Here is a 26,377-nt window from a genome sequence, read left to right as displayed (position 1 = left end):
GGCTATTTTATTTTAATAGGTATGGAAATTCAAGAAAACATTGTCAACAAAGTAGCTCAAAGCGGGTTATTAACCATTGATTTGGCAAAGTATTCACCAGATCAAGACGACATTATTGTATACGATATCAAGGATAACTTATTCCATGGACTGATTCTTCGCGAAAAAGAATTTCGTGAATTCATAAAAGAACATGATTGGTCCCAATATCAAGACAAACATGTAGGTATCACTTGTTCTACCGATGCTATCGTACCGACATGGGCGTACATGATTTTAGCGAATAAATTAACACCATATACTAAATCCATTACTTTTGGCACCAAGGAAGACGTAATACGTGAACAGTACACTTTAGCTATCAATGCTATTGAGTATGATCAATATAAAGATCAGCGTGTGGTTGTGAAAGGTTGTGGCGATATATTTATTCCCGAAAGCGCATTTGTTACATTCACTTCTAAGCTAACGCAAGTTGCGAAAAGTATTATGTACGGTGAGCCATGCTCTACAGTACCTGTATTCAAACGCAAAAGTTAAACTTTTCATCTTTCAGATTGTCCTAATTATATGAAAAAATTTTATGTAGCAGTACTACTTCTTTTAGCAGGGTTTTCATTTGGCTATAGTCAAACGTTACCCTATCTCAAAGAACCTACTTTTAAGGAAGGTGAAAAGTTATCTTACAAGCTGAAATACGGTATCCTATCAGCAGCGAATGGTGTACTTTCAGTAAATAAATCCAAACTTCAGTTCAGCAATAAAAATGTTTTTCATTTGAGTGCATATGGACAGACATCATCTGGATTTTCCATCTTTTATACTGTAAAGAATAAATATGATTCATATATTGACGGATCAACTTATCAACCATATTTATATACAGAAGACATCCACGAGAATAGCTATACGCGTAAAGAGTATGCGACATTTGATCACCGTAATCACACAGTTAAAGGCGCTAAAGGAACATTTAAAAGTCCAACCTCGCAATTGTTTGATTTAGTTTCTGCGTATTATTTTGCACGAAATCTTGATTTAGCTTCGTTGAAATCAGGCGACTCATTCAAAATTCCTTATTTCCTAAATGATGAAGTTGCTGAACTAAAAGTTACCTTCGTAGGTACGGAAAAGATCAAAACTGCATTAGGTACATTAGAATGTATTAAGCTAAATCCAGAAATTAAACCTGGTCGAATTTTTAAAAAGGATAGTAAGTTATATCTTTGGGTCACCAATGATGGAAATAGAATTCCTGTTAAAGCGCAGGTAGAAATTTTAATTGGATCTGTAACGATGGAATTGACAAAAGCGGATGGTCTGAAATACGAATTGGGTAAAAAAGTAAGTTATTCTAAATAATTAAGTAATGATTGAGGTTGGAAATGTGCTTGTGCATGAAGATATTGTAAGCAATGATTTTGTTTGCAACATATCGAAATGTAAAGGCATTTGTTGTATAGAAGGTGATGCTGGTGCACCCCTTAAGCAGTCCGAAAAAGCTATTCTCGAAGAAATATATCCTAAAGTAAAGCATTTGATGACGCAAAAGGGTATTGAGGCAGTTGAGGAATTCGGCACTAGCGTAATTGATGCAGATGGAGACTTGACAACTACTTGTGTAGATGGCAATAAAGAGTGCGCTTATGTGACATGGGAAAATGGCATTACAAAGTGCGCTATTGAGAAAGCATATGAACTAGGTGAAGTAAACTGGAAGAAACCTATTTCATGTCATCTATACCCTATTCGAACCACAAATTATCCAGAATTTGATGTCCTACATTACGATCGCTGGCATATCTGCCATGATGCATGTACCTTTGGTAAAGAACTTAAAGTTCCTGTATACAAATTCTTAAAAGACCCACTTATACGCGAATACGGCGAAGATTGGTACGCTGAATTAGAAAAATCTGTTGAATCCATCTAATGTAATTTTACTATATTAGTTAATTAAAATTGATGCTTATTGGTACGTACCATTTTTCATGCGAAATTTAAAAGAAATACAAAAACCCATAGCCACTGAAATAGCAGCTTTTGAAAGAAAGTTTAAGCAATCCATGCAGAGTTCTGTGCCACTATTGGATATTATAACTCAATATCTCTACAAACAAAAGGGCAAACAAATGCGTCCTATGTTTGTTTTTTTTGCGGCTGGACTTTGTGGTACTATTAATGAGTCTACCTACCGAGGAGCTTCTTTAGTTGAGCTATTGCACACTGCGTCACTTGTTCATGATGATGTTGTCGACAATGCTAACGAGCGGAGAGGACTTTTTTCAGTTAATGCTCTTTGGAAAAACAAAGTAGCAGTGTTAGTTGGTGATTTTCTATTAGCAAAAGGTTTATTATTGTCAGTTAATAACAATGAACTTAATTTGCTCAAAATTGTTTCTCACGCGGTAGAACAAATGAGTGAGGGTGAGTTATTACAAATTGAGAAAGCAAGAAAACTTGATATAAAAGAAGAAATATATTACGAGATTATTCGTAAGAAAACAGCTTCTTTAATAGCTTCATGTTGTGCTTCAGGAGCTTCATCGGTTGGCGCAAGCGATGAAGTTGTTGAAAAAATGCGCTTATTCGGCGAAAAAGTAGGTTTAGCTTTCCAAATCAAAGATGATTTATTTGACTTTGGACTGGATGATGTTGGTAAGCCTATAGGTAATGACATCAAAGAGAAAAAGATGACTTTACCATTGATTTACGCACTTAGTGAAACGACAAGCTCGCAAAAACGAAACATAATCAAGTTGGTCAAAAATCATAATGACGATCCGGAAAAAATTGCTGAGGTAATTCAATTTGTCAGAAGCAGTGGTGGGTTGGATTATGCTACACAAAAGATGATTGCTTATCAACAAGAGGCATTTGACATCTTAGCTGAATTTCCTGATAATGAATATAAATTGGGTTTACAACAACTAGTAAAATTTACCACAGAACGTAATAAATAAAATGAGTCACGAACTAATGTTTTTTGGAGGATTTATAATCTTTATAATCCTCATGCTTGCGATTGATTTAGGATTATTTGGCAAAAATGATAAACCAGTATCCTTAAAAACCGCTGCCATCATGTCCATCATTTGGGTTTCCTTTGCTTTAGGGTTTGGCGCCATACTATATTATTGGGGGAATGAGTTACATAATATACATGATCTAGCGAGATTGCAAGAAATCGTTGCTAAGCATCTGCACGATGTAAAAGTAACAGATGACTTGGCTGAAAGTTTACAGGCATATAATAAGGCTCTAACCCTTGAATACCTAACTGGCTATGTCGTTGAGTATGCCTTATCAGTTGATAATATATTTGTAATGGTTTTATTATTCACCTCATTTGGTATACCTGAAAAATACTACCATAAAGTATTAGTATGGGGTATAATAGGGGCTATTGTTATGCGTTGTATATTCATTTTTATAGGTGCTGCGCTAATAGCTAAATTCGGCTGGATATTATATGTTTTCGGTGCATTTTTAGTATACACAGGTATTATGATGTATAAAAACCGAAATCAAGAGGAGGAAGTAGATCCACAAAATCATGCAGTAGTAAAATTTGCCTCCAAATATTTCAAAGTTACACACAAACTAGATAGCGGTAAATTCTTCGTAGTGGAAAACGGAGTGAAATATGTAACACCTTTGTTTTTAGTTTTATTAGTAATTGAGTTTACTGATTTAATATTTGCAGTGGATTCTATTCCAGCGATTTTCTCCGTTACGAAAGATCCTTATATAGTTTTCTTCTCCAACATTTTTGCGGTTTTAGGACTTCGTTCGATGTTCTTCTTACTGGTAAACATTATTGATAAATTCCATTATCTGAAAGTTGGATTATCTTTTTTATTGGTTTTTATCGGTGCAAAAATGCTTTTACACGGTTATCTGAAAGAATGGGGATTCACAACTGCTCACTCATTAATAATCATTATAGGCATCTTAGCAATTAGTGTTGTAGCATCATTGATGTTCCCTAAGAAAGCGAATTACCAATCATAAAAGCTTTATCATTATTAAAACAAAAAAGTATTGAACATATCATTTTGTACAATCCTTTTTGTTTTGGCAAAGTTTCAAAGTAGATTTAAACATAATTATATTAATCACTATCACCACAAATAATAAGTTCTCAATGGAAGATAGGAAACTTAAAAATCTATAGAATAACCTTTAAATACACCCTATAGGTAAGATTTAAATCTTAGAGTAAACAAAAAATCCAATTCTATCGAATTGGATTTTTGTTTGTCCTATATATGACTTAGTAAGATTTAGTATTAGCTTAATTAACTATTTTAAAACTACGCTTGACCTACCCATTATCGCATTATCTGCATATAATAATACAGTGTAAGCCCCCTTTTTAAGTTTTGAGTCACTCCATAAAAATTGATATTCCTCGCCATTATTCGTAAAATTGATGTGCTCTTTTAGAGTATACTGCAATTTGTCTCCATGAACATAAAAAACATCACTACTCGATGCAATTAAATTACCTTGCGGATCTATAATGCGCGCATACACTTCTTTCCTGCCTTTCTTTGCCAATGGATTATCCACAATACTGAATTTAATCTGCAATTTATCAGCACGTTTTGCACGGTTTTCAATTTCCAGCTCCCCATTCCTCTTTTCGGCTACCCCATTAATAATGATATTTGACACCTTTAGTGAAGAGGCAATTAAAACCTTTTCGTTTAATACTGTATTATCATTAGCCAATTGTTGAACTTTGCTAGATGTTTCTTTTACAGTCCCTTGTAGCTCTATATTTTGCTTCTTAAGAATTTCGTTCTGAAGCTTAAGATTATTAGTCTCATCAAGAAGTTTAGATACATTTACTTTTAATGATTCTAATTGAGTATTCGCCAACTGGATCTGACTATCAGACACATTACTCTCTTCGAGAGCTTTACGCAAATCCGCAATCATTTCACGCGCATTTCGCTTTTGCAATTCTACCTCCTCAGGCAACCCCTCAATATTTTGTCTATCGATATTATCGAGCTCCGCTTCAATTCTATCAATCTCAATTTGCAATTTTTCCCTTTGTAGCGTTAAGGTATACAACTTCTCTCCCGATGATTTGTACTTGACATAGAAGTAAACATTTGTAGCTAATAGAGCTATAATGGCAACAATAAAAAAATAAATCTTTGATTTATCTTTATTTACCTTTTGCTCTACTGAACTCTTATGTGTTATATTAGCTACTTTTTCTTCCATAATCCTGCCCCCAAATTATTCATAACTATTATTTGTTATTTAATATAACTTTTTGTTTTTCGTAGATGTTATTCATTATCAAAAACTATTCCAACTTACTTGCCCTTTTTTACAAAATTAGCTTTGTAATCATGCAAATTTGCAAAATCACCATTTAAGACTAACTTAAAAAAAGGGATAAAGTAAACTTTTGATTAAATTCCTTAACTTTTTAAAATCATCTAGTTGTAATTCAGACACATAAGAATTATTGATGTTTTTCGTAATATTTGCAGAGGTAAACGCATAATTACCATCATTTATTTTTATTAAAGTGTTGCCAAGCCTAATTTTCGGAATATCAATATTTCTATCTGTCAAAAAGTCTTCGTCATAATCAACTATTACACCACGTTCATGTTCGCCTTTACCACAGAACTCTAACTCTGCACCTAATTCTTCACAAATAACTTTGAAAATATCCCTTAGACTTATTACATTAGGAATAAACAGATGATTACGCTCGTTATACTTCTCAATAATATCATCTAGAATATTTACGTACTCATTATCGGCACAGAAAATTATATTAAGATCAAGAAGATTAACATATAGGCGTTTATTCTTATCAAGTAAGAAATCTCCAATCCTATTTATTATTCCTTCCATCACTTCCTTATTACAATGGAACGCACGATGCTCCACTATTTCTATATTATTTTCGCTGGCGAAAGAATCTAAGAGAAGTCTAATCTCCTTTTGCTTGATTTCATTTTCAAAGGAATAGGAACTTTCAAAAATAAAAGCGGAGCTTAGCATACTCTTGATATAAATAAATTCAGAAAAATCTTCTTTAGACAAAATTTTGAATAAGTTGCTATCACAACTATTTTTTATATCATAATATTCAAATGATCTGTTATCTAAATCTTCTTCAGCATATCGAGTATTAACATATTCCTGATTGGATAATAACATCACCTGATGACCCTTAGCAATTAAAATTTTCGCTAGATAATATCCACAAGGAGAATATGGATCGTATATAAGGTGTTTATGTGTGATTGATTGCTGCATAGTGCAATATTATTCATTATTAAATAATATTACACCAAAATTTGCTAAGGAATATCCAAACATCCCTTAGCGAATTTTATGCTATTATTATAAAACGCCTAGGGCAGCCTCATAATTAGGCTCATCGGCAGTTTCGGCCACCTGTTCGTGATAGATTACTTTACCTGTCTCGTCGACTACTACTACCGCACGACTTAATAATCCCTCTAGTGGACCATCACTGAAACGGACACCATATGCATCAGAGAATGAAGAATTCTTATATTCAGACAAAGTGATTACATTTTCAAGCCCCTCGCCTGCACAAAATCTAGATTGAGCGAATGGCAAGTCTTTAGAAATGCATAGAACAACTGAATTAGGTAAGGTTGATGCAATCTCATTAAATGCCCGCACCGACGCTGCGCAAGTACCTGTATCTACACTTGGAAAAATATTTAATATAACTCTTTTACCTTCAAAATCTTTTAATGACTTTTGCGACAAATCTCCTGATGTTAGAGAAAAGTCTGGTGCTTGTTCTCCAATGTTAGGTAATGACCCATTCGTGTTTACAGGCGACCCTTTAAATGTTACTTGACTCATGATGTTAAATTAAATTTTGATTGTTAAGTTAATCATTTCTATTAATCAAAAAAAGACAAATAATTATTTTATTTCTAAAAAAAATACTATGTTAGCATATTATTTATAATCAGAGCTAACCTCACATCATATGAGAAAATTACTTTTTGCCTTATTGTTGGCAAGTCCCACACTAACATTTGCTCAAGGTTCACAAGTGAATACCCAAGGCATTAGAGCACTAGGCATGTCTGGTGCAGGCTCCGCATTATTTGTTGACGAGACCAGCATTTTCTATAATCCTGGAGCATTATCAAAAATGGAAAATAACGCCATATCCATTGGCGCCTCAGCTGTAATGTATCGTTCAGCATTCAAAGAATTAGATAGTGATGTGCAACACAACACAAAATTTCAAGTGACCCCTCCATTTTCAGTTTTTGCAACATTCGGTCCCAAAAACAGCTGGTGGAAAGCTGGTATAGGAGTATATACTCCGTTTGGTGGAGCTGTTGACTGGGGCACAGAATGGCCTGGCAGATATGAATTAAATCACCTTTCAATGCGAGCGATTTATATACAACCTACTTTGAGTTTTAAACTTACCGAAAACTTTGGTATAGGTGGTGGATTTGTGTATAATCTAGGATCTGTGGATTTATCACGTTCTATACCAGTTTTTGATCAACATGGAAATGCAGGACGCGCAGAGTTAAGTGGCGTAGGAAAAGGAATGGGGTTTAACGTAGGTGTGCATTATAATTTAGAAGAGGATTTTGCAATCTCCTTAAGTTACCGTTCAAAAGTCAATACTAAACTTGAAGATGGTGATGCTGTATTTACAGTTCCTGCAGCTTTGGGAACATCATTCCCTAACACAAAGTTTTCTGCTGAATTACCACTTCCTTCTTCATTTAACTTAGGAATTACATTCCCTATGGGTGAAAAACTAGATCTAGCTGCTGACGCAACCTTAATTGGGTACAGTATTTACAAAGAATTAGTTTTTGATTACGAAAACAATACTCCTGTTCTTACTGACACAAGACAACCTAAAAAGTATGAAAATGCTTTCTCAGGTAAAGTAGGTTTAAATTACGAAGCTACAGATAAACTAGACCTAAGAATGGGTGCAGGTTATGTATACACACCGGTACGTGGACAATATGTATATGCAGAGACACCTGACAATAATCGTATAATGGGCTCTGTTGGTTTCACATACAATCTATCTGAAAAGTTTGATTTATCAGGTGCTTACACATTCCAACGAATTATGGAACGGACTGTTAAGAACGTAGAAACACAATTACAAGGAACGTACAAAACTAATATTCATGCTCCAGGTATTTCTTTAACCTATAAATGGTAATCACGATGAAAACATTTCAAAAAAACATAAAATTATACTGTGGATTGGCAGCCATTGCGCTGATGGCCTCATGTAAACCAGAAATAACTAGGGAATTTCAACCTGCTCAAAACGCTAATGTTGATTTCTCAAAATATATTGCCGTAGGCAATTCGCTAACTGCTGGTTTTGCAGATGGAGGATTGTACCTGGAAGGACAAAATGTAGCATTCCCTAATCTTGTTGCTGAGAAAATGAAAACCCATGGTGGTGGTACTTTCAACACTCCATTCTTCTCAGAAGCACAATCCAATGGCTCTGGCTATTATAGATTGAAAGCTTTGGTGAATGGTCAACCACAACTAGAATGGGTGAGCGATAAATCTGCTCTAAACAACGGTGTGCTTACAAAATTCGAAGGAACTGAGATTAATAACTTAGGAATCCCAGGTATGCGGTTGGATCATTCGGGTGTAGGATTAGTTAGTGCAGGTAATATGTATTTCGCAAGACTGTTACCAAGTTCTGAAGTCGGAACTAAAAGCTATCAAGACTTTGTTGACAACAGAAATCATACATTTTTCTCGTTCTGGTTAGGCAACAATGATGTATTAGGTTACGCTACAAATGGTGCTGTAAATGATAATCCAGCGGGAACAACTGTATTAACGAATGAACAAACTTTTAGAGCTGTATATACACAATTCATTGGAAAATTGACTGCTAATGGACAGAAAGGAGTTGTAGGAACTATACCTGATGTAACTACTATTCCATTTTTCACGACTGTCACTCGAAAAGCATTGTTGGATGCAGCATCAGCGGCTTCGGGACAAACTATTACTAATTTATTCATAGCCACAAAAACAAACCCTTCGCGACCAGCGACAGACAATGACTTATTTGCATTGCCTTTCTCTAGTTCTGGATTATTGGGCAACACAACTGGCTCACCAGCGCCTTATGGATTACACCCTGATAGACCTATAGAAGATAAGTATGTATTAGATACCGAAGAAGCAGCTGCTATCAAAACCCATATTGGGAAATTAAATGCTATCATAAAAGAAATTGCAAATAGTAAAAACCTTGCAGTTGCCGATGCCAATGCCATGTTGACTAAATTGAAAACTGGTATTAATTACAACGGTGTGGGGGTAAGCTCTGCTTTCATTACAGGAAATGCTTTCTCATTGGATGGTATACATTTGACTCCTATGGGAAATGCGATTATGGCAAATCTTGTAATCGATGCGATAAATTCGAAATATGGCACAAAATTAGAAAAAGTAGATGCTACAGATTTTAGGGGTGTAAAATTGCCTTAAGTCATAGAATCGCTAAAAAAATAGTAAAAGGTCGCTAATACAGCGACCTTTTACTATTTTAGAAGTATAGAATAATTGAAAGAATATGAAAGTAGCATTACAACGTATAAATAAAGCCGTTCATTTTGAAGCATCTAGTGAGTTGTCTTCTGTAAAAGTTAACATAGATGGTTCTGATGCTATCGGCGGTGAAGGAAAAGGTGTAAGACCCATGGAATTGGTTCTTATGGCATTAGGCTCATGTAGCGTCTTCGACTTAACTACAATTCTACAAAAGCAACGTCAAGAAATTGAAGATATTCAAGTGGAAGTATCTGGCGACCGCAGAGAAGAAATCCCGAATATTTTCACTAAAATTCATATTAACTTCATCCTAAAAGGGAATATTGATGAAGTAAAAGCACAAAAGGCAGCAGAATTGGCTGTAAAAAAATATTGTTCTGTACACGATATGCTAGCCGCTGGAGGCGTAGACATCACTTACAGCCTAAAAATCAACTAAAAAGCAAGCTCTTCTATGTAGAAGAGCTTTGCTTTTTCCATATCTTTTCGGACCAACGTCCTACTAACCAAAAGGAAATAGCTAAGATTAAGAAGAAGATTGTTCGATTGATATTATCCCAAAGGTACTCCACAAATCGTGTATATAGATTTATCAAAAAGAATACAAATCCAATATCCCGAATCACCGTATCTCGTTTTTTCAAACCATATAATGCCAAACCTAGAGACAAAAATACAGCTATCAATCCCCAATAGAATATTTCCCATTGCCTAATCTTTGACCACGCTTCGAAATCACTGTAATTACCAAAGATAGACAAGCACCACAGTGCTATCATCGTATACAACAACCCAATCACTATACTTGTCGATTTAAATGGCTCTAATTGTGAAAATCTAGGTTGAACAAACACAGCACATGCGGTAAGAATAATACCAAAAATTGTGAAACGCAACGGATAATTCATTCCCCAGAATTTCCATCCCCAATCGCTATGGTAAGCTGTTTCGGTTGCAAACCAAATCCCCAGAGCAACTAAGGTAAATACCCATATCAACTTTGAACTTAACTTGACGGACAACACGCCGTATATTAAAATAGAAAGAAAAAATAAGATGCTGAAAAAATGATTATCTCGATCTAATATTTGTCCTAGAAATCCAATACAAGCAGCAGTTGAAAATGAGCCTGCTAACATTAAAGTTTCATTAGAAAAAGTCTTATCCGGATATAACTTTTTATTTCTAAATCCTAAAAAGTAAAACAAAAAGGCTAATCCAGCAAAAGCAATGCAAAATATCACATTAGGCGTATCATAGAATTGCTGCACAAACTTTTCCAGAGCATTATCCGAAAACAAGGAAATCACGGAAAAAATCAAAGACGCTAAAGCAACCCAAAAAGCATATCGAGCAAGCACCTTCCACTCAAAACTACGCTCATCAATTGTAGCTTTAAGCTCCTCCGCTTTTTGGCTATCCAAATTTCCATTTGCATTCCAAAAATCAAGTGCTTGCTCTACAGTTTCTTTTTCTTGGCGACTTAAATCTAATTTTTTCAAGGATTAATTGTTTGTCAGAGTAAATTACAAAAACTATTCCATCATCCGAATATAATATTAAGTAATAACACCTTAGACATCAGTTCAAATTCCGCCTAATAATGAGTAACTTTGCAAGTTCGTAAAATATTTAGCTCGATATGTCCAAAACAAAAGTAGTCGATTTAGGTGATCAAAGTGAAGTAGAAGTATATGGTGCGCGTGTACACAATTTAAAAAACATTGATGTTTCTTTTCCGCGCAATGAGCTGGTGGTTATCACAGGACTGAGTGGTTCGGGAAAATCATCATTGGCTTTTGACACCATTTATGCAGAAGGACAACGTCGTTATATGGAAACTTTCTCTGCCTACAGTCGTCAGTTTTTGGGTGGATTAGAACGTCCAGATGTAGACAAAATCTCAGGATTGAGTCCGGTTATTTCTATAGAGCAAAAAACTACGAACAAAAATCCACGTTCTACCGTAGGTACAATTACCGAAATTTACGACTTTTTACGTCTGCTGTATGCACGAGCAAGTGAAGCATTTTCGTATGCAACGGGTAAGAAAATGCAGCGTATGTCCGAAGAGCAGATTGTAGATCAAATCTTAACTGAATTTAAAGACGAAGGAATTAATATTTTGGCTCCTGTTGTCAAAGGTCGTAAAGGGCATTACCGTGAATTGTTTGAGCAAATTCGCAAACAAGGCTATTCTAAAGTACGCGTGGACGGCGACGTCTTGGACATAGAACCAAAAATGCAGGTTGACCGCTACAAAATCCACGATATCGAAATCGTTATTGATAGACTTCAGGCTTCTGAAGGCGACAAAAAACGTTTGTATACATCGGTGCTCCAAGCGATGAAAGCTGCAAAGGGCATCATCAAAATTGTAAATCGCGATAATACGAAAGAACAGTTTTTTAGTAAATATTTGATGGATGCCGAGTCAGGCATTTCATACGATGAACCGCAACCGAATACATTTTCGTTCAACTCACCTTATGGGGCATGTCCCAAATGTGATGGTTTGGGCTATATTTTTGAGATTGACAAAAACATTGTTATTCCAGACAAGAAATTAAGTATTCAAAAAGGTGCAATCGTTCCTTTGGGATCGCTAAAAGAAAGTTGGAATAGTGCGATTATCAAAGCGGTAGCAAAGAAATTTGAGATTTCGCTTACGACTCCTGTCGATAAGTTGACAGAAGAACAAATAGATTTGATGCTTTTCGGTGCGGAAGAACCTATATCACTTACTGTTTCATACGGGTCTTATGGCGCAAGAGAATATAAAGTCACTTTTTCGGGCATCTTCAAAATGCTGGAAGAGCATAGCGGTAAATATTCGGACGATGCGCCTGCATTGGATGACTTTCGTACGCAAGTGGTGTGTCCAGCTTGCCATGGTGACAAATTGCGTAAGGAATCACTACATTTTAAGATAGCCGATAAAAACATTGCAGAATTAGCCGCTATGGACATTTCGGTCTTAGCCACTTGGTTGGAAAATGTAGAAGACAAAATGGATGAGCGTCAAAAAACCATAGCTGTTGAGATTTTGAAAGAAATCAGAACTCGTCTAGGATTTTTATTAGACGTAGGCCTGAACTACCTGACGTTAAACCGTTCTTCGAAAACATTGTCTGGCGGTGAAGCACAGCGTATTCGCTTAGCTACACAAATTGGTTCGCAACTGGTAAATGTCTTGTATATTTTGGATGAGCCAAGTATTGGTTTGCATCAACGTGATAATGAGCGTTTGATTAATTCCTTGAAGAACCTTCGAGACATCGGAAACTCGGTATTAGTTGTGGAGCACGACAAGGACATGATTCTAAATGCGGATTATGTAATCGATATGGGACCTGCAGCAGGTGTGAATGGAGGAGAAATTGTCGCTGAGGGCCTTCCAAAAGATATATTAAAAGCGGATTCACTTACCGCAGCCTATTTGAATGGTAAAAAAGAAGTAGCTATACCTAAAGAACGCAGAAAAGGTACAGGCGAAGTATTATCACTAAAAGGCGCGACAGGCAATAACCTTAAAAATGTTTCTGTTGATTTTCCATTGGGAAAATTAATTTTAGTTACTGGCGTATCGGGTTCTGGAAAATCGAGTTTGATAACAGGTACGCTCTACCCTATTCTGAATAAACATTTTTTCCGAGCTAAAGCAACGCCAATGCCACACAAAAGCATTGAGGGCTTAAAAAATATCGATAAAGTTATCGAAATAGACCAAAGTCCGATTGGAAGAACACCACGTTCGAATCCATCGACCTACACAGGTGTGTTTTCGGATATTAGAACGCTTTACGTACAACTTCCTGAAGCTAAAATCCGTGGTTATAAGCCAGGACAATTCTCTTTCAATGTAAAAGGAGGACGTTGTGAAACTTGTCAAGGGGCTGGAATGAAGATTATCGAAATGAACTTCTTACCAGATGTACAAGTTCCTTGTGAATCGTGTAATGGAAAACGCTATAACCGCGAAACATTAGAAGTTCGCTACAAAGGAAAGTCGATTTCGGATGTATTGAACATGAGTATCAATGAAGCTGTAGATTTCTTCGAACATATTCCATCTATTTATCGCAAGATTAAAACATTACAAGATGTAGGTTTGGGCTATTTGACTTTAGGACAATCGTCCACTACCCTTTCAGGTGGTGAAGCACAACGCGTAAAATTAGCAACAGAATTATCGAAAAAAGATACTGGTAATACATTTTATATCCTTGACGAACCAACCACAGGATTGCATTTTGAAGATGTTAATGTGTTGTTGGGAGTTATAAATCGTTTAGTCGACAGAGGAAATACAGTTTTAATTATTGAACACAATTTGGATGTAATCAAAACAGCGGATTGGATTATTGATATGGGACCAGAAGGAGGTCGCGAAGGTGGAAAATTACTTTTTGCAGGTACACCAGAAGAGTTAATCAAAGTTAAAAACTCTGAAACCGCTCGTTTCTTGAAAGAAGAGATGAAGTAAAACAAAAAAGCTCCATTTGTGATCAAAATGGGGCTTCTGGTTTATACCCTAGCGAACTTTGCATACAACTTCCAAAAAGATTTCTTATTTTCTTCTGTAAAAACAGCTTCCTTCCAATCGTTAAGTTTTAACTTTATTTGTTTGTCAGCTACTTCGTATTTCCCAAAAAACATATCTTCTCCGTCTAAGTAAAAACCAATTTTTGAATCTAGAATATGCAGTATATCAATCTCTACATGCTCAAAAAAAAGAATTGTCCCTTCTTCAAAAGGAAAATCAGCAGGATTTGAAATTATATCCGAATTTTCCACAGCCAACATACTGTGTTTATTATATATTGGAAAATGTATATGAGGCAGTTCTTTTAATTCAACAGCTGAATTCTTTTGTAAATATTCCCGATTCAAAAAAGGTATTTCTGTTAAAGTCTTTGAATCTAATTGAATTGACTTTTCAAAGTGATCCTCAAAATTTAAAATTTCATTAACCGTCAATTGCTTTTCAAGAAGTTCTGCTATGGGAATGCTAAAATATTTTGCAATCTGCAAAATTACTTCTATTCGTGGCTCTGCACGAAATTCCTCATATGAGGAAATATTACCTCTGGTCAAGTTAAATAACTCTGCAAAAGCCTGCTGACTTAACCCTTTCACCTTTCTAAGCTTCTTAATATTATTACCAATTTGACTCATTGTAAAAAATAATTTAAAATTATTTTGCAAAAATATTTTGCATTCACTATCTTTATGCTAACATTATAAGCAAATATATAAAAAAATTAGCCAATGAACTTCAAAACTGTTGAAAAATTTATTCTCGATTTGGATTACACCATTATCAGCAAGAATGAGAATGAAGGTTTTTTTCTGATTGAAAACAATTTTGATGGCATTAAGAATCTGATTATTGGTGTTACACCTCCGATAATCATTTTCGAACAACATCTATTTTCGTTGCATTCGGACAACTTGCATATTTTCAAATCGCTCTTGATTAAAAATAGAGATATCATTCATGGAGCATTTGCACTTACGGAAGATGGGAAGCGTGTGATTTTTAGGTACACTTTACAATTGCACAACCTGGATCAAAATGAATTTGATGCGGCTATTAATTCGCTTTCTTTATTGCTAGGTGAATACAAGGAACAACTTATACAATTTTCAAAGAAATAAATCGTGTGATGAATATTTTTAAAAGACTTTTAAAAATCGGACAAGCAGAAATTCATGCTTTGGTCGATAAGATGGAAAATCCAATTCATTTGATTGAAAAAGGAATTGAAGAAATGAAACAACAGCTATCAGAATTGACAGAAGCTTATATAACGAATAGGGCGCATTTAATACGAAGGGAGATTCTTGCTAAAAATAAGTTGAATGATGCAGCAAATTATGAAGATAAAGCCATGTTGTTATTACAGAAAGCCCATCAACAAGAAATTGACTCAGCAAAAGCAGATCAACTTGCATTGGAAGCACTGAATATTAAGAAAAAATTAACCTCTGAGGCAGCAGAAATCACAAACGAAACGACAATATATTCTAAAAAAAACAATTTACTTAACAGTAAAATTGATATATTAAAGTTCAATATTGCAAAGTGGGAAAAAGAGTTAAGTACGTTGAAAGCGAAACAATTAATAAATAAAGCTTCTGAATTTGCAAATAGACAAATGGCCAATATAGACAACAACAGCACAATTGAGCTTCTGGAAAAGATGAAGACCAAATTGGAACATCAAGAAGCGTATAATGAGGCATTGGAAGGATACAGTCAGCAGCATACAGAGAAAGAAATTGACTATTTGCTCAGCAAATCGGATACAACCAACGAAGAATTAGAAGCATTAAAGCGTAAAATTAACAACACTTAAAGATGAATAATTTAGTATTTATAAATATCGGAACAGCCGAAATGTTTATGCTCGTCATTATGAGTTTCATTGTATTGATTCCATTAATTATGGCTGGTGGAGCACTATGGGATTTGCACAAACGAGATTTTTCACATAAGACTACAGACAAGATATTGATAATACTTTTGATACTTTGTGCGCCCTTCATTGGCACATTAGTCTACATATTAATAATACGAAATCATTATCCAGTAAAATTAGCAGTATGAAAAGATTTGAATATAAAACGGTAAAAGTTGAGCCAAAAGGTTTTTGGGGAACCTTATTAGAACCAGAGGAAATAGACAAAATTCTTAACGAATTTGGCCGACAAGGATGGGAACTGGTAAGTGTGCAAGACCTTACCTTCGGTGGTAATTCTTGGACATTCCACTATACATTTAAAAGAGAAACAATTTAATTTTAACGAACCAAAATTATGGTCGAACTTCTAAACATACTTTTTAATCCTCTGGCAAATGCAATAATGACGCTGTTGACAGGATTGTCGCTATTGTATTGGTTGTTTACTATGCTGATGGGTGATGGCTTTGATTTTGGCGGAACAGATGTTGATGCAAATTTTGAAGGAGCTGACGTCCAAGATATAGAAGGTGACACGACTATAGATGGAGATGCAGAACCATCGTTCATCGCGAAAGCCATGGATTTTATCAATATTGGTAAAGCTCCTTTGATGGTAATCGTTACACTTTTCAAATTTATTGGATGGCTTATCACGATTGCGACATCACTGCTTTTTCATCTTGGCAGTTACGGATGGAAATCAGTATGGATATTAGCCCCAATACTTGTTTTGACCTATTTTTTGATGCATTATGTAACAATACCTGTTGTGAAACTGTACCAAAAAGTAGGTTATACTGGTGAAGAAGCTATAGAATTTTTGGGCAGAACAGGAAAAATGCGTTCGAGCATCAAAGGTGAAAGTATTGGTTCTGTCGAATTATTGATTCAGCAAGATGTCATCCGACTAAATGTAAAAAGTGTGGATGGTTCAGAAATTCGCTATAATGAAGAAGTCACTATTGTGGATGAGGCTGCAGACAAAAAATACTATTATGTTCAGAAAAATATAAACCTAAATAACTATTAGAAAATAAAACTTAAATATATCATGATTACTAATCAATTATTATTTATCGATGGACTAACAGGGATTGTGCTCATAGCAGTTGGTGCTGTAGCCTTTATCATCATCGCATTTTTTGTGGTTCTTAGTATGTTCTACAAAAAAATTCCTCAAGGAAAAGCGATTGTACGTACCGGTGTAGGAGGCTCTAATGTAGCTTTCAACAAAGGGATGTATGTCATTCCGGTATTCCATAAAATGGAAGTAATGGATATTTCTGTCAAGAAAATAGAAATCAACCGTATGCAAGGTGATGGCTTGATTTGTAAAGATAATATCCGTGCAGATATCAAAGTTGCGTTCTTCGTACGTGTCAACAAATCCGTAGACGACGTAATCAACGTAGCGCAAAACTTAGGTTGTGACCGTGCAAGTGAGCCAGAAACATTAAAAAATATTTTCGAGTCTAAATTTTCAGAAGCACTTAAGACTGTAGGTAAAAAATTTGATTTCATCGAATTGTACGAAGCGCGTCGTGAGTTTCGTGATGAGATATTAAATATTATCGGTACGGATTTGAATGGGTATATCTTGGATGACTGTGCTATTGACTATTTGGAACAAACAGAATTGAAATTCTTGAGCCCGGATAATATCTTAGATTCCGAAGGCATCAAAAAAATCACAGAGTTGACGGCAAAGCAGAATATGAATGCGAACTTGATCCGTCGTGAAGAAGAAAAAGTAATCAAAAAACAAGACGTAGAAGCTCGTGAAGCTATTTTGGAATTAGAACGCCAATTGGCAGAAAAAGAAGAAAAGCAGCGTCGTGAGATTGAAAATATCAAATCTCGTGAGGATGCTGAAATCGTTAAAGTACGTGAAGAAGAACGCTTAAAAGCAGAAACTGTTCGCATCTCTACGGAGGAAGCCTTAGCTATTCAAGAAGAAAACAAGATGCGTCAGATCATCATCGCAGAGAAAAACAAACTCCGTACAGATGCAGTAGAAACGGAACGCGTAGAAAAAGACCGCGCGTTGGAAGCAACAGAACGTGAGCGTATTGTTACTTTGGCACAAATCGACAAACAACGTTCGGTGGAGACGGAACAAAAATCAATTCAGAATGTCATCAAAGAGCGCGTTCAATTGGAAAAAGGTGTAATTGAAGAACAACAAGCTGTTAAAGATGTAGAGGTATTCCGTGAAGTTGAGCGTAAGAAACAAGCTGGGGTTATTGCGGCTTCGCAAGAAGCTGAAGAGCGCTTGATTGCAACGGTAAAAGCTGCTGAAGCAGCGAAAATCGCAGCAGAACAAGAGGCGGAGAAAAAAGTAATCGATGCAGAAGCTGCACGTAAAATAGCGGAGAAAAAAGCACAAGAATTATTAATCGAAGCGGAAGCGAAGAAAGAAGCATCTGCAAAAGAAGCGGAAGCACGTAAAATCATTGCGGAAGCGAAAGCAAAAGAAGAAGCGGCTATCGGTTTATCAGAAGCGGAAGTGATGGTAGCGAAAGCTGAAGCTGAGGAAATTCAAGGCACGAAAGAAGCTTCCGTTATTGAGAAAAAAGCAGAAGCGTTACGCAAAGAAGGTCTAGCACAAGCAGAAGTTGTTCGTGAGAAAGCTTTAGCAGAAGCTAAAGGAATTGAGGAAAAAGCTTCGGCAATGAAGCAATTAGATGGTGTGGGCAAAGAACACGAGGAGTTCAAATTGCAATTGCAAAAAGAACGCGACATCGAATTGGCGCATATCAATATTCAGAAAGACATCGCTGGTGCACAATCTGCTGTGTTAGCAGAAGCATTGAAATCTGCGAAAATTGACATCGTGGGCGGTGAAACTTTGTTCTTCGAGAATATTGTACGTCAAGTTTCTAATGCAAAAGGTTTCGACAAATTGATTGACAATTCGCAACATGCTACAGATATAAAGAACTCGTTACTTGGTCCAGATGGAAAAGGTGATTTGGCAGAAAAAGTTCGCGCGTTAGCAGATAAGTATGGTATCTCAACAAATGACATTAAAAACCTTACTGTTTCCGCTGCTTTAATCAAATTGCAACAAGCCGCTTCAGCAGAAGAAAACGAAGAAGACAAAGGCTTTATTAATTCGTTATTCGGCATTGCCAAGAATTTAGGTATTTCGAATAAGAAGTTAAGTTAATTATAATGAATTAAATGGCTAATACCTACACGCAAATGTATGTTCAGCTTGTCTTTGTTGTCAAATTTAGACAAGCGATGATAGCAACTTCTTGGGAAGATAGATTGCATCATTGCGATTGTTCAGAATAATGGACACAAGGTATTAGCCATCAATTCAGCCTATGACCACGTTCATTTATTCATAGGATTAAATCCGAATCAGACAATTTCTGAGTTGATGAGACAAGTAAAGCATGAGTCTTCACAATTTATAAATTAGCATAAACTGACTAAGACACTCTTCCGATTGCAAGAAGGATATGGCGCATTTAGTTATAGTCAATCGCAAATACCAAATGTTATTCGGTATATCGAAAGACAAAAAGAGCATCATAAGAAGGAGACTTTTAGTGAGGAATATCTTAAGCTATTAAAGGCTTTTGAGGTAGAATATAACGATAAGTATATTTTCAAGGAACTAGAATAAAGTTGCATGTTGCGCACCTCACGGCACGCTCGAAGTTTGCAAGCTTAACTTTATACACAGCTTTTACCTCTACGAGGTATAACTGTAGAAACAGAAAAATATCACTCCTTAGATGTGCAAGTTTTTAAGAGTCCAAAGAGACTCAACTACTACCACTCCGTTAAGTATGGAAGAACAGCAAAAAAGTCTTGAACGCACTTAACGGAACGGTTTAGGCTAGGAAGTCCAGCTTTTGATACAGAGTTTTACCTCTGCGAGGTAAGTTCTGTTGACACTAAAAAGTATCATTCCAGAGGAGTGTAAACCTATAAGCAACTATACAAGATAGACTCCGTTAGGAGTCATAGCTCTGTAACATAATAACGAAACTATATATCACTCCGTCAGGAGTGAAAGCTATGTAACCAATGGCAGAAGAAAACAACCAAACAATCCAAAGGATTGAGACACTCGATACAGGCTCGTACGAAATCATTCGCAAGCGCCTATTGACGCAACGTGATGATTTAGCAAAGCGTGTGAATGAGCTTAATTCAGCTCGCAAGGAAGTCTTTAATTCGACAAGCTTTGTATTGAAAGCTAACCAACGCATCACAACTGAGAATAACTGTGTGGCGCGTGGCATTATAGCACTTGACAAGATTTGTATTTTCGGTTATAACGTACATTTTGGCCTTCGTACAGAGATTAAATTGGAGGATGTATTCAGTATTTACGCGTTTGAAGAAAATCATTTCAATCCGTTACCTCTGGATTTAATCAACGATCCTAATTTTATTACGGACTACCAAAATCTTTATAAATATTACCGCGACTCCATATTTTCAAAGTTCCGCAGAACGGAAAATTTTCTATATATGATTTTCCAAACCAGCAAAAATGCGGAAGACAGAAAAGCGTTTAAATGGTTAATAAAAGGCGATAAACTTATCTATCAAGATGACCGTAGTATTCATGAAGTAAAGTTACCTGCGCAGCATGAATTCTCGTGGACGAAAACGACCTTGGAAGACCGTCGGTTGGGTAAATTTCCACACATTTCCATTTTAGACAAAGTCTTCATCGAAGCCTTGCACGGAGATATTACATTCAAAATAGAGAATAACACAGATTCTGGGCAAGGAATTTATGCGGAAAAAGTAGCTAATACAGATCAACAATTGGATGATGCGGATTACTATTATGCCGATTTAGGAAACTTAATCGCAGTCCGCGTAAAGCCTTATCAAGAAGATTTTAGAGCTTACATTTTCAATCAACGCACCAAAGAAGTTGTCAATATTAAATCATTGAATGAATCGGCTATTTTGCTCCCCGACAACCAAGGTATCATATTCTCTAATGGCTATTATTTACAGAACGGCACCTACAAAGTATTTGACAATACTTTGGAAGATGTATCCTTTTTGCGCAGGATTGCTTCACCGAATGGTGAAGACTTCTTGTATGTGTTTACCCAATCAGAAACCAACACCTACATTTTGATGTCTTATAACATCATTCAGCAAGCTGTTGAGACTCCAATTATCTGCAATGGTTTTACCGTATTTGATGATGGTTCGTTGATTTATTTCCGAACTGAGGCTGAGGCAACACGTCATCATCAGGTGCAGATTTGGGAAACGCCATACATGGCTATCTTACAGGAAAACACCGAACGACGCGATGACCCAGTGTACAAAGTAGGCAATAAGCAAATTGTACAAGCTATGGCCGAAGTCCAAGAAGTCGTGCAATTGGTCAACAAAGAAGACAGCTATGAAGGGCTTTATGAAGATATTCTGCGCAAAACCAATGGAATATTAGATAGTTATTTTTGGATTAATGACCCCGCTTTAAAAAGTTTGGGAGAGCCACTAAAGCAGATCTCAGAAGTTGCGAACACTGCAATCGATGAATTTGTGAAAGTACAAGCACTGCGCAAACATGCTTTAGAAGTCGTAGAAAACACACATAAGAAATTAGAACATCTAGTGTTCCAGATCAACAGCACAACTGTTGAAAAGCTGGATCAGTTGGTACATCAATTGGCAGATTCGCGTAAACTTCAAGGTGAAATTATTGATCTGAAAAATATAAAATACACCGACGAAGCACAAATAACTACACTTTCTGCGCAAATTGAAAAAATTACCGTTGACCTTTCGGACAAGACTGTTGCTTTCTTATTGAAAGATGAGGCCCTCCTCTCCTACGAAGAACGTGTCATCGATCAGAAGAAAAAAGTAGAAGAAATTACCAAAGCTTTTGACGCCAAAGAAGTTGAAGAAAACAATACAGCCATTTCTTCTGAATTGGAATTACTGATTGATATTCTCAATAGTCTTAAGATTGAAGATACCACACAAACGACTAAGATTATTGAGAAAATATCGTTGATATTTTCATCATTGAACGAAGTTCGTGCACAACTTACGCGTAAATTAAGTTCTTTGCGAAGTAAAGAAGCAGTAGCGGAATTTTCGGCTCAGTTGACGTTGTTGGAACAGTCGGTGACAAATTATTTGGAACTTTCGACTTCGGCTGATAAGGTAGACGAATATTACACAAAGATTGTTGTTCAGCTTGAAGAATTAGATAGCAAGTTTTCGGAATTTGATGATTTTGCGTTGAAAATCGCGGACAAGCGCGATGAAATTATCAAAGCTTTCACTACGAGACGTGAACAAATTGTAGAGCAGCTCAATAAAAGAAGTTCTTCTTTGGAGCAGATTGGCTTACGCGTCCTCAAAAACATTGAGAATAAATCCAAAACATTCAACACGCGTGAAGAAATTCTAAGTTTCTATGCTTCCGATTTGATGATTAACAAAATTCGTGAACTTATCACCGAATTGAAGTCATTAAACGATGTTTCAAAGGCTGAAAACTTAGAAAATTTACTTAAAAAATCACAGGAAGACGCATTGCGCGTTTTACGCGACAAAACAGAGCTTTATGTTGATGGCGATAATATTATTGCCCTTGGCAAGCACAAATTTACGGTCAATAAACAACCGCTCAATCTGACTTTGCTTCGTCGCAACGAAGAATTGAATTACCATCTGACAGGTACGAGTTTTTACCAAAAGGTAAAAAATCAAGAGATACTCGATTTTCAAGATATTTGGGAGCAAGAATTAGTTTCAGAGAACAAGGCTGTTTACCGTGCTGAATATTTAGCCTTCAAAACATTTTTAGCTTCGATAGATCAAGAAACTTTTAATGCAGAAGAATTTATCACACAAACGGTAGAACAAAGTTATTCGGAAAATTACATCAAAGGTGTTCACAATTACGATGCATTGTTTATTTATCAAGCCATTAAAGCTATGGATGATAAGATGGAGTTCCTTCGCTATGCACCATCATTACGTGCTACAGCCCATCTATTTTGGTTTACTTTAGCTCCAGAAATCAGACAAAAAACGGAAGCGCTCATTCATTCTACAGCAAATGTTTTGCATGCATTTCCGAAAAGTAATCGTTACCAAAGTACGGTGGATGAGATTGCGCGTATTTTCCAATCTTGGATTAATATTGTCGATGGTCAAGAAGAAAGCACGAATCAAATCGCTACGTATATTTTTGAAGCTATCTCGAGACATGGGAAAATGGTTTTGAGTGAGAGTGCAGACCATTTGAAGCAAGATTTTGTACGAGCATTGGAAAGCAAAAAAACGCTCAAATCATTTCAGGAAGATTTAGAAAATTCATATTTCAGCCTTGAAGACAAATACTATTTGACATTGAACTGGCTACATGCTTTTGTCGATGAATATGATAAATACGAATCGTACAGACAACATGTGGAAGAGGCAGCTGTAGAACTGTTGTTCCCGAAAGAAAATTATCATTTGCATTTTTCTCATGACACCGCTTCTTTAGAAGGACTCAAAGGCAATCATGCTGTGCTAGAAGAAGGCAAATTGACGATTCATTACCATGAATTCATACAAAAGCTTCAATCATTTGTACAAAATGAAGTAAAACGCTTTGAATCTTTTGCCGCATTAAAAGAACAATTGGTAAAATCTTATGAGAAAGAGTTAAAAATCCATGAGTTTGAACCGAAAGTATTAACTTCTTTTGTTCGTAATAAATTGATTAACGAAGTTTATTTTCCTCTCATCGGAAACAATTTAGCGAAACAATTGGGTGCAGCAGGCGACAACAAACGTACTGCTCGTATGGGTATGTTGTTGTTGATTTCCCCTCCAGGTTATGGTAAAACAACTTTGATGGAATATCTGGCGAAAACCATGGGTTTACATTTTGTGAAAGTCAATGGTCCTACTATTGGGCATTCTATTACGTCCATTGATCCAGTCGAAGCCAAGACCTCTGGTGAACGCGAGGAGTTGAAGAAAATAAATTTGTCATTTGAAATGGCAGATAATGTAATGCTTTATCTAGATGATATTCAGCACTTGAACCCAGAATTCCTCCAGAAATTCATTTCATTAGCGGATGGACAACGCAAAATAGATGGCATTTTTGATGGGGAAAGTAAAACTTATGACTTACGTGGTAAACGTTTTTGCATCGTGATGGCAGGAAATCCATACACAGAATCGGGTTCTAAGTTTCAAATTCCAGACATGTTGGCGAATCGTGCGGATGTGTACAACTTAGGAGATGTCATTGGAGATACAGAACATCTATTTAACCTAAGCCTCATTGAAAATGCTGCTATTGAAAATCCACATTTAGAAAAAATTGCAAACAAATCGTTTAAAGATTTCTATGCGCTGATTGATTTTGTGCAAAACGATTCCGAGCAATTACCCGATTTAGAAGGTAATTATTTAAAACAAGATGTTGATAATTTCGTAGCGGTACTGAAGCATGTGCTGAAAATTCGGGATGTAGTTATCAAAGTCAACAAAAACTACATTCAATCCGCAGCTATGCAAGATTCGTATCGTACGGAACCTTCATTCAAAATGCAAGGCTCGTATCGTAACATGAGTAAGTTGGTGGCACAAGTTGTGCCGATGATGAATGAAAACGAAATCGAAGACGTCATACGTGCACATTACGAAAGTGAATCACAAACTTTGACAGCTGACACAGAAAGTAATTTATTAAAGTTGAAAGAATTAGCAGGGTTAATAACTTCAGAAGAGCAAAATCGTTGGGAAGATATCAAAGCCATATTCCGTAAAAACAACAAGCATGGCGGCTTAGGAAAAGACGATAAAGTATTTGCGCAGCTTTTAGAATTTAACGAAAACCTCGAAGGAATTATTAAGGCAATAAAAGAAAATAATTAACGTGGGAATTAGATAATTTGAAGATTTGGAAATAACTAAAATAAAAACGATAAAATGAAAAAATTAACATTACTAGTTACATTCCTAGTAGCATTATGTACAATAACTTTTGCGCAAGACAAACCCCTAACTGGGATTTGGGAACTAAAGAAAACGAAGGACGGTCAAGGAAATATACATAATATGACCTTCGGAGCATACAAACTCTTCTCAAATGAAGGTAGATTCACAAATATGCGCGTCACAGAGAAAGGTGCTATTATTTCACATGACGGTATTTTTACATTAAACAATACAGGTAATTACACGGAAAGTATTTTTAATCATACATCGAGAACATATCTTGATGAAATTCGCCTGACGCTCAAGATTTCCGAAGACGGAAATATGCTAACTATAGAAGGAGAATTAAAATTAGGTAACGATAACACCTATAATCTTTATGAGGAATGGAAGAAAGTGAAGGTTGGCAGTTTTTAACCTCATAAATATGATACATAAACACATCTGTCCTAAATAAATTTAGGATGTAAAAAAAACTGGCTTCATCTATGAATTAGGAAAGCTATTTGTGAAAATTCAAATTATATCCTCACTATTTTCTTTAGAAGAGTTTGAATTGCCCAATTTTATCAGGAGGTTTGCCAGAAAAGAATGGATCATTAGCCCATTTCCAAAGATCAATTTTAACAAATATATTTAAACGAATAAAGTTCACCAGATTGGATAAGTTCCATTGATATTTAGCTTTCTTCTGGATGTATTTAAAGAGTAGTATTCCTATTAATGCAGTCCAAATTTGGATGTAGACGGCGTTTTCTGATGTTCCTACAAAACTGGTGACTTTCAGACGCTGTTTTAGATGTTTGAAGAAAGTTTCAATCTCCCATCTTTCCTTATATAAGGCCGCTACTGTTGATGCTTTCCAAGTAAAATTGTTTGTTAAGAACTCATATTCAGCATTATTTATGCTGTCCCAAAAACGAACTAGACGCATCTTCTTTCCTTGATAGTGTTTCTTAGCATCCCCATCAAGCTCAATGAGCTGATCCATAATGATGTTATTTTCCTTGAGGGCTTCACTTTGAAATGATCGAACCACTGTATATTTCATGTTGCTTTTACTGCGTGTGACAAAAAAGCACTGGTTGCTGTCAAAACATTCATCCAAGCATAATCAACGTAGCCTCTATCCACAACAACCACACATCCCTTAGGAAGTGAGATGGTCTTGGCTATCTTGGATTCATGTTGTTTGCCATCGGTGATATGTACAAAGCTCGGCATACAGCCATCATAATCAAGTATAGTATGGAGTTTAACAGCTCCCTTAGCACTGCGGAATTTAGCCCAGTCGAATACACTTAAGCATAAAGGAATAATAGTTGCATCCATGAGAAATACTTTCCGCT

Annotated in this window: 23 protein-coding genes and 1 pseudogene; 18 read left to right on the top strand and 6 right to left on the bottom strand. The window is 35.9% G+C overall.

Going from position 1 to position 26,377, the window contains the following annotated elements:
- The first annotated feature begins 21 nt into the window (after nucleotides 1–21).
- From GOQ17_RS07360 to GOQ17_RS07340, 5 genes are read left to right on the top strand one after another with little or no spacing between them, the layout of a single operon-like run.
- Nucleotides 22–540 (top strand): DUF2480 family protein, encoded by a 519-nt coding sequence (locus GOQ17_RS07360; protein WP_201288573.1) that lies wholly within the window; start codon nucleotides 22–24, stop codon nucleotides 538–540.
- 30 nt (nucleotides 541–570) lie between these two features.
- The gene (locus GOQ17_RS07355) at nucleotides 571–1,362 is read left to right on the top strand and encodes a DUF3108 domain-containing protein (RefSeq protein WP_159636656.1); all 792 of its coding nucleotides are present in this window, start codon (nucleotides 571–573) and stop codon (nucleotides 1,360–1,362) included.
- A gap of 7 nt (nucleotides 1,363–1,369) precedes the next feature.
- Nucleotides 1,370–1,933: a DUF3109 family protein gene (locus tag GOQ17_RS07350; protein ID WP_159636655.1), complete on the top strand. Its 564-nt coding sequence runs from the start codon at nucleotides 1,370–1,372 to the stop codon at nucleotides 1,931–1,933.
- A gap of 58 nt (nucleotides 1,934–1,991) precedes the next feature.
- Nucleotides 1,992–2,963, top strand: coding sequence for a polyprenyl synthetase family protein (locus tag GOQ17_RS07345; protein WP_159636654.1), 972 nt, complete (start codon nucleotides 1,992–1,994; stop codon nucleotides 2,961–2,963).
- Nucleotide 2,964: 1 nt separating this feature from the next.
- Nucleotides 2,965–4,014 carry a TerC family protein gene (locus GOQ17_RS07340; RefSeq protein WP_159636653.1) on the top strand — a complete coding sequence of 350 codons (1,050 nt, stop codon included), beginning with the start codon at nucleotides 2,965–2,967 and terminating at the stop codon, nucleotides 4,012–4,014.
- A 291-nt stretch (nucleotides 4,015–4,305) separates the two neighbouring features.
- Here the strand turns inward: GOQ17_RS07340 and GOQ17_RS07335 are convergent, their stop codons facing one another.
- From GOQ17_RS07335 to tpx, 3 genes are all read right to left on the bottom strand, one after another.
- Nucleotides 4,306–5,241, bottom strand: a complete 936-nt coding sequence (locus tag GOQ17_RS07335) for a DUF8428 domain-containing protein (RefSeq protein WP_159636652.1) — start codon at nucleotides 5,239–5,241, stop codon at nucleotides 4,306–4,308.
- A 165-nt stretch (nucleotides 5,242–5,406) separates the two neighbouring features.
- The gene (locus GOQ17_RS07330) at nucleotides 5,407–6,297 is read right to left on the bottom strand and encodes a hypothetical protein (protein ID WP_159636651.1); all 891 of its coding nucleotides are present in this window, start codon (nucleotides 6,295–6,297) and stop codon (nucleotides 5,407–5,409) included.
- Between the two features lie 87 nt (nucleotides 6,298–6,384).
- Nucleotides 6,385–6,882, bottom strand: coding sequence for a thiol peroxidase (gene tpx / locus GOQ17_RS07325; RefSeq protein ID WP_159636650.1), 498 nt, complete (start codon nucleotides 6,880–6,882; stop codon nucleotides 6,385–6,387).
- A gap of 130 nt (nucleotides 6,883–7,012) precedes the next feature.
- Here tpx and GOQ17_RS07320 point away from each other — a divergent pair, with 130 nt between their 5' ends.
- The 3 genes from GOQ17_RS07320 (at nucleotide 7,013) to GOQ17_RS07310 (ending at nucleotide 10,042) form a co-directional block, all read left to right on the top strand.
- Entirely contained in the window at nucleotides 7,013–8,233 is a 1,221-nt protein-coding gene (locus GOQ17_RS07320) for an OmpP1/FadL family transporter (protein ID WP_159636649.1), read from the top strand.
- A 5-nt stretch (nucleotides 8,234–8,238) separates the two neighbouring features.
- The gene (locus GOQ17_RS07315) at nucleotides 8,239–9,540 is read left to right on the top strand and encodes an SGNH/GDSL hydrolase family protein (RefSeq protein ID WP_159636647.1); all 1,302 of its coding nucleotides are present in this window, start codon (nucleotides 8,239–8,241) and stop codon (nucleotides 9,538–9,540) included.
- Between the two features lie 85 nt (nucleotides 9,541–9,625).
- Nucleotides 9,626–10,042 carry an OsmC family protein gene (locus GOQ17_RS07310; protein ID WP_159636646.1) on the top strand — a complete coding sequence of 139 codons (417 nt, stop codon included), beginning with the start codon at nucleotides 9,626–9,628 and terminating at the stop codon, nucleotides 10,040–10,042.
- Nucleotides 10,043–10,055: 13 nt separating this feature from the next.
- Here the strand turns inward: GOQ17_RS07310 and GOQ17_RS07305 are convergent, their stop codons facing one another.
- Nucleotides 10,056–11,105 carry a DUF2157 domain-containing protein gene (locus GOQ17_RS07305; protein ID WP_159636645.1) on the bottom strand — a complete coding sequence of 350 codons (1,050 nt, stop codon included), beginning with the start codon at nucleotides 11,103–11,105 and terminating at the stop codon, nucleotides 10,056–10,058.
- Nucleotides 11,106–11,245: 140 nt separating this feature from the next.
- On the opposite strand from GOQ17_RS07305, the gene uvrA reads away from it, so the two are divergent.
- Nucleotides 11,246–14,089 carry an excinuclease ABC subunit UvrA gene (gene uvrA / locus GOQ17_RS07300; protein ID WP_159636644.1) on the top strand — a complete coding sequence of 948 codons (2,844 nt, stop codon included), beginning with the start codon at nucleotides 11,246–11,248 and terminating at the stop codon, nucleotides 14,087–14,089.
- A 41-nt stretch (nucleotides 14,090–14,130) separates the two neighbouring features.
- Here the strand turns inward: uvrA and GOQ17_RS07295 are convergent, their stop codons facing one another.
- Nucleotides 14,131–14,811 (bottom strand): helix-turn-helix domain-containing protein, encoded by a 681-nt coding sequence (locus GOQ17_RS07295; protein WP_201288571.1) that lies wholly within the window; start codon nucleotides 14,809–14,811, stop codon nucleotides 14,131–14,133.
- A gap of 63 nt (nucleotides 14,812–14,874) precedes the next feature.
- Here GOQ17_RS07295 and GOQ17_RS07290 point away from each other — a divergent pair, with 63 nt between their 5' ends.
- The 9 genes from GOQ17_RS07290 (at nucleotide 14,875) to GOQ17_RS07250 (ending at nucleotide 25,445) form a co-directional block, all read left to right on the top strand.
- Nucleotides 14,875–15,264, top strand: a complete 390-nt coding sequence (locus GOQ17_RS07290; RefSeq protein WP_159636643.1) for a type III secretion system chaperone family protein — start codon at nucleotides 14,875–14,877, stop codon at nucleotides 15,262–15,264.
- Nucleotides 15,265–15,272: 8 nt separating this feature from the next.
- Entirely contained in the window at nucleotides 15,273–15,965 is a 693-nt protein-coding gene (locus tag GOQ17_RS07285; RefSeq protein ID WP_159636642.1) for a PspA/IM30 family protein, read from the top strand.
- Between the two features lie 2 nt (nucleotides 15,966–15,967).
- The gene (locus GOQ17_RS07280) at nucleotides 15,968–16,216 is read left to right on the top strand and encodes a PLDc N-terminal domain-containing protein (RefSeq protein ID WP_159636641.1); all 249 of its coding nucleotides are present in this window, start codon (nucleotides 15,968–15,970) and stop codon (nucleotides 16,214–16,216) included.
- Nucleotides 16,213–16,407, top strand: a complete 195-nt coding sequence (locus GOQ17_RS07275; protein ID WP_159636640.1) for a DUF4177 domain-containing protein — start codon at nucleotides 16,213–16,215, stop codon at nucleotides 16,405–16,407. The genes GOQ17_RS07280 and GOQ17_RS07275 overlap by 4 nt, the downstream gene beginning before the upstream one ends.
- An 18-nt stretch (nucleotides 16,408–16,425) precedes the next feature.
- A complete protein-coding gene (locus GOQ17_RS07270; RefSeq protein ID WP_159636639.1) occupies nucleotides 16,426–17,103 on the top strand; it encodes a hypothetical protein in 678 nt (225 codons plus the stop codon).
- 21 nt (nucleotides 17,104–17,124) lie between these two features.
- Complete coding sequence (locus tag GOQ17_RS07265) at nucleotides 17,125–19,242, top strand: flotillin family protein (protein WP_159636638.1); 2,118 nt, start codon at nucleotides 17,125–17,127, stop codon at nucleotides 19,240–19,242.
- A gap of 99 nt (nucleotides 19,243–19,341) precedes the next feature.
- Nucleotides 19,342–19,503: a transposase gene (locus GOQ17_RS16580; RefSeq protein WP_201288582.1), complete on the top strand. Its 162-nt coding sequence runs from the start codon at nucleotides 19,342–19,344 to the stop codon at nucleotides 19,501–19,503.
- Nucleotides 19,504–20,117: 614 nt separating this feature from the next.
- Nucleotides 20,118–24,965 carry a DNA repair ATPase gene (locus GOQ17_RS07255; protein WP_159636637.1) on the top strand — a complete coding sequence of 1,616 codons (4,848 nt, stop codon included), beginning with the start codon at nucleotides 20,118–20,120 and terminating at the stop codon, nucleotides 24,963–24,965.
- Nucleotides 24,966–25,019: 54 nt separating this feature from the next.
- Nucleotides 25,020–25,445: a DUF4488 domain-containing protein gene (locus GOQ17_RS07250; protein WP_159636636.1), complete on the top strand. Its 426-nt coding sequence runs from the start codon at nucleotides 25,020–25,022 to the stop codon at nucleotides 25,443–25,445.
- 124 nt (nucleotides 25,446–25,569) lie between these two features.
- Here GOQ17_RS07250 and GOQ17_RS07245 read toward each other — a convergent pair.
- Nucleotides 25,570–26,360: pseudogene (locus tag GOQ17_RS07245) on the bottom strand (IS4 family transposase).
- Between the last annotated feature and the right edge of the window lie 17 nt (nucleotides 26,361–26,377).

The organism is Sphingobacterium composti (assembly GCF_009829075.1).
In the GTDB taxonomy this organism is placed as follows: Bacteria; Bacteroidota; Bacteroidia; order Sphingobacteriales; family Sphingobacteriaceae; genus Sphingobacterium; species Sphingobacterium composti.
Note: the sequence above shows the minus strand (reverse complement) of the source record. Positions and strands in the feature narration are given on the sequence as shown.

Excerpts from the sequence above, each read along its gene's own strand:
- tpx (WP_159636650.1), bottom strand. The coding sequence starts at position 6,882 with ATGAGTCAAGTAACATTTAAAGGGTCGCCTGTAAACACGAATGGGTCA.
- GOQ17_RS07310 (WP_159636646.1), top strand. The coding sequence starts at position 9,626 with ATGAAAGTAGCATTACAACGTATAAATAAAGCCGTTCATTTTGAAGCA.
- GOQ17_RS07250 (WP_159636636.1), top strand. The coding sequence starts at position 25,020 with ATGAAAAAATTAACATTACTAGTTACATTCCTAGTAGCATTATGTACA.
- GOQ17_RS07315 (WP_159636647.1), top strand. The coding sequence starts at position 8,239 with ATGAAAACATTTCAAAAAAACATAAAATTATACTGTGGATTGGCAGCC.
- GOQ17_RS07335 (WP_159636652.1), bottom strand. The coding sequence starts at position 5,241 with ATGGAAGAAAAAGTAGCTAATATAACACATAAGAGTTCAGTAGAGCAA.
- GOQ17_RS07280 (WP_159636641.1), top strand. The coding sequence starts at position 15,968 with ATGAATAATTTAGTATTTATAAATATCGGAACAGCCGAAATGTTTATG.
- GOQ17_RS07285 (WP_159636642.1), top strand. The coding sequence starts at position 15,273 with ATGAATATTTTTAAAAGACTTTTAAAAATCGGACAAGCAGAAATTCAT.
- uvrA (WP_159636644.1), top strand. The coding sequence starts at position 11,246 with ATGTCCAAAACAAAAGTAGTCGATTTAGGTGATCAAAGTGAAGTAGAA.
- GOQ17_RS07355 (WP_159636656.1), top strand. The coding sequence starts at position 571 with ATGAAAAAATTTTATGTAGCAGTACTACTTCTTTTAGCAGGGTTTTCA.
- GOQ17_RS07345 (WP_159636654.1), top strand. The coding sequence starts at position 1,992 with ATGCGAAATTTAAAAGAAATACAAAAACCCATAGCCACTGAAATAGCA.
- GOQ17_RS07320 (WP_159636649.1), top strand. The coding sequence starts at position 7,013 with ATGAGAAAATTACTTTTTGCCTTATTGTTGGCAAGTCCCACACTAACA.
- GOQ17_RS07350 (WP_159636655.1), top strand. The coding sequence starts at position 1,370 with ATGATTGAGGTTGGAAATGTGCTTGTGCATGAAGATATTGTAAGCAAT.
- GOQ17_RS07270 (WP_159636639.1), top strand. The coding sequence starts at position 16,426 with ATGGTCGAACTTCTAAACATACTTTTTAATCCTCTGGCAAATGCAATA.
- GOQ17_RS07290 (WP_159636643.1), top strand. The coding sequence starts at position 14,875 with ATGAACTTCAAAACTGTTGAAAAATTTATTCTCGATTTGGATTACACC.
- GOQ17_RS07265 (WP_159636638.1), top strand. The coding sequence starts at position 17,125 with ATGATTACTAATCAATTATTATTTATCGATGGACTAACAGGGATTGTG.
- GOQ17_RS07255 (WP_159636637.1), top strand. The coding sequence starts at position 20,118 with ATGGCAGAAGAAAACAACCAAACAATCCAAAGGATTGAGACACTCGAT.
- GOQ17_RS07275 (WP_159636640.1), top strand. The coding sequence starts at position 16,213 with ATGAAAAGATTTGAATATAAAACGGTAAAAGTTGAGCCAAAAGGTTTT.
- GOQ17_RS07330 (WP_159636651.1), bottom strand. The coding sequence starts at position 6,297 with ATGCAGCAATCAATCACACATAAACACCTTATATACGATCCATATTCT.
- GOQ17_RS07340 (WP_159636653.1), top strand. The coding sequence starts at position 2,965 with ATGAGTCACGAACTAATGTTTTTTGGAGGATTTATAATCTTTATAATC.
- GOQ17_RS07360 (WP_201288573.1), top strand. The coding sequence starts at position 22 with ATGGAAATTCAAGAAAACATTGTCAACAAAGTAGCTCAAAGCGGGTTA.